General features: G+C 40.9%; 1 protein-coding gene. It reads left to right on the top strand.

What is annotated here, in order from left to right; genetic code table 11:
- On the top strand, window positions 1–2,619 hold a 2,619-nt coding region (locus tag ACM0OZ_RS48425), incomplete at both ends, for a molecular chaperone (RefSeq protein ID WP_414590087.1).

Below are 2,619 nucleotides of genomic sequence, written 5' to 3'. Positions count from 1 at the left end.
TGAGCAGTTTCGTAAAGCTGTCAGCAAAAAACTTTACCAGATATATCATGAAGTGTTCCGCGTTCCCACCCTAGAATCTCAAAATCTGATTCCGGTTCTTCTGGATCTTGACACGCGTAGTGTAGAAATTTCTAGTGAGTTGGAAATTACCAGTCTGACTCCTTTAAAGGTGAGGATGGGTGAAGAAGCAAAGAGGAACAAAAACATAGCGATATCTCAAAGTACGAGCAATTCCTCAGAAGAAGTTATCAGCAAATTTCATCACTCACCCAAACGCTACTTTGGTCAAGAACGAGAATTCTTAGTGACTGTAGATGGAAAACAAGAAACAATTAAAGTCAACCAGTTAATTCAAGCTGCTTGGGGGCATTTAATTGAGTTAACCGACAACTACCGCAAACATCCAAGCCGTAAATTTTCTCAAGGAGACTTTCAAAAAGTAGTAGTAACTTACCCAACAATAGCACCACCACTTGTTCGCAACCAGGTGAAGCCGCTTGTAGAAGAACTTGGCATTGAAGATGTACAAATTGTTGACGAAGCTACTGCTGTGGTAAGATTCCATCTTTGGCGAGAATTTGGGGACGAACTCAACATTGACATGGAGTACTTCAAGACCCGTTGTCGCCGAAAAGGTGAGGAATGGTCACAAAATGTCCTCGTCTTGGATATTGGTGGCGGAACAACTGACTTAGCCTTAATTGAACTTACTTTGAAAGATATCACTCCCTCATTTAAGGATAAGAAAGACCGGGGTCTTGGGGGACGATATTATCAAATTACTCCTAAGCTGTTAGGTTCTTCCGGTCATTTACAATTGGGCGGAGAATTAATTACTCTGCGAATGTTTCGATTGCTCAAGGTGGCAATAGTTGACTGTCTGCTAACAGCTATTACGACAGGTGAGTTGCAAAGTGACAAACTCCAGGATTTAATTCCTAATCTCAGCGAGCGCTTTCTCGAAAAAGATGAATACAAGCATGGCTCACTTTTAAAATGTATAGATAAACGGTATCCAGAACGTGAAGCTGCTGCTTACAAAGATGCTTTAGATACCGTAGAGCAAGTGTTACCTACCCGTTGGCAAGATGCGCCCCAACGCTTGCAAGCCTTCTATACCCTTTGGGATTATGCTGAAGCTGCCAAACTCAAACTCGGACAAAAGCCACCACAAACCTTTACTCTTTCTGAGCAGCAAATTTCTGAACTACTAAACCAAACTGGAATTGATTACAGCCTCGGCGAACAAAACTTTAATAAGTTTTCCGTCACCCTCAACAGCGAGCAATTTGAACGGGCAGCATTTTCAGTGATTACAGAAGCAATTGGCATTGCTAAAGGATTGATGGAAAGTCGTTTGAATAGCCAAAATCATCACCAAGAAAATTCTGAAGTAGAAGAACAAGATGATAATCAAGAAAACTCCGAACCTCAAAAAGAAAAAGTTGATTGGTTGATTTTGTCTGGCAAAACTTGCAATCTCGACATGGTTCAACGGGAAATCTACCAAGAATTTAGCAAGTCCGATAACTTCGTGTGGAATCCAGAGCGTATTACCTTTGATCCACAATTTACCAAGCTAGCTACTTCTGCTGGAGCTTGTTATGCTGAAAAGATGAGACAACTGGAATTCAACCCAGAAGAAGCTAAACCATTGCTGCGTAGAGGAGTAAATAGGTTGCTTATTGATGTTCAAAACTTGTTTTATTATCTGCCTTGTAACTTTAAACGGACAACCCGAACTGGTGAATTGTTGGAGATATTTCAAGCCGGACAAGAACTTTATCAACTCTCTCCCACTGATACGGTAGCAAAGGTTCGCACTGATGAGTGGCTAGGCATACAATTGAGCAACATTATTTACCGTCAAGACTACGAGGGTGGGCAATTACAACTTTGGGGTAGCTTCAATGGTAACAATCTCTGGAATATACTCAAGCAGTCAGATGCGCAAATGAACTCAGAGAAATTCTTTCTAGATACCATAAAAATTCAGTTTGAAATTGATTTAATACTGGATATCCGCATTCTCATTTGTCGAAAACAACCTCATTATTTAATTGACGAGCGCGATGGTGATGGCATTGATGCCACACAAGTAACAAGAGCAACTAATGCAAGTACAGAAGCACCAGCATTATTTTCTTCAGAAAAATTGAATCATGGAGATATTGCTGTCACTGTGTTAGAGCCAAGTGCTGTGGATCGACCAAACGATTATGATCTAGTCTTTGCAACTGGCAACTCTAATACTAAGTTCCAAAATTTTCGCTATAGCAGCGACAGCAACCAGCCGCCAGTTAAAGGTTTAATTAGTAAACCTTTACCTGATTTTCCAGAAAGCGGTAAGCACACTTTTTATATTCGTAACATCGATCCGCAAACAAACGAGCAAAAATGGTTGAGAATTGGTGAACTCAAGAAACCAGATGTGACTCCAGAATTTCCTTGCCAATATCGCGTTAGTCTCGATGAAAAAGGTATGCTGCGGTTGCACGTTGGTGAAGTTCCCTATTGGGAATCAGACAATCAAGAATGCCTTTTAGAAGAGGGATGCGTTTTTCGCACTGAATTGGATTTGCAACCTAATGATGTTGATAGAGAGCGCGACCCGTTTTG

It is taken from the genome of Scytonema sp. PCC 10023 (assembly GCF_963920835.1).
Taxonomy (GTDB): Bacteria; Cyanobacteriota; Cyanobacteriia; order Cyanobacteriales; family Nostocaceae; genus Kalymmatonema.
The sequence above is the reverse complement of the archived record's forward strand: the minus strand, read 5'-3'. Positions and strand labels throughout refer to the sequence as shown.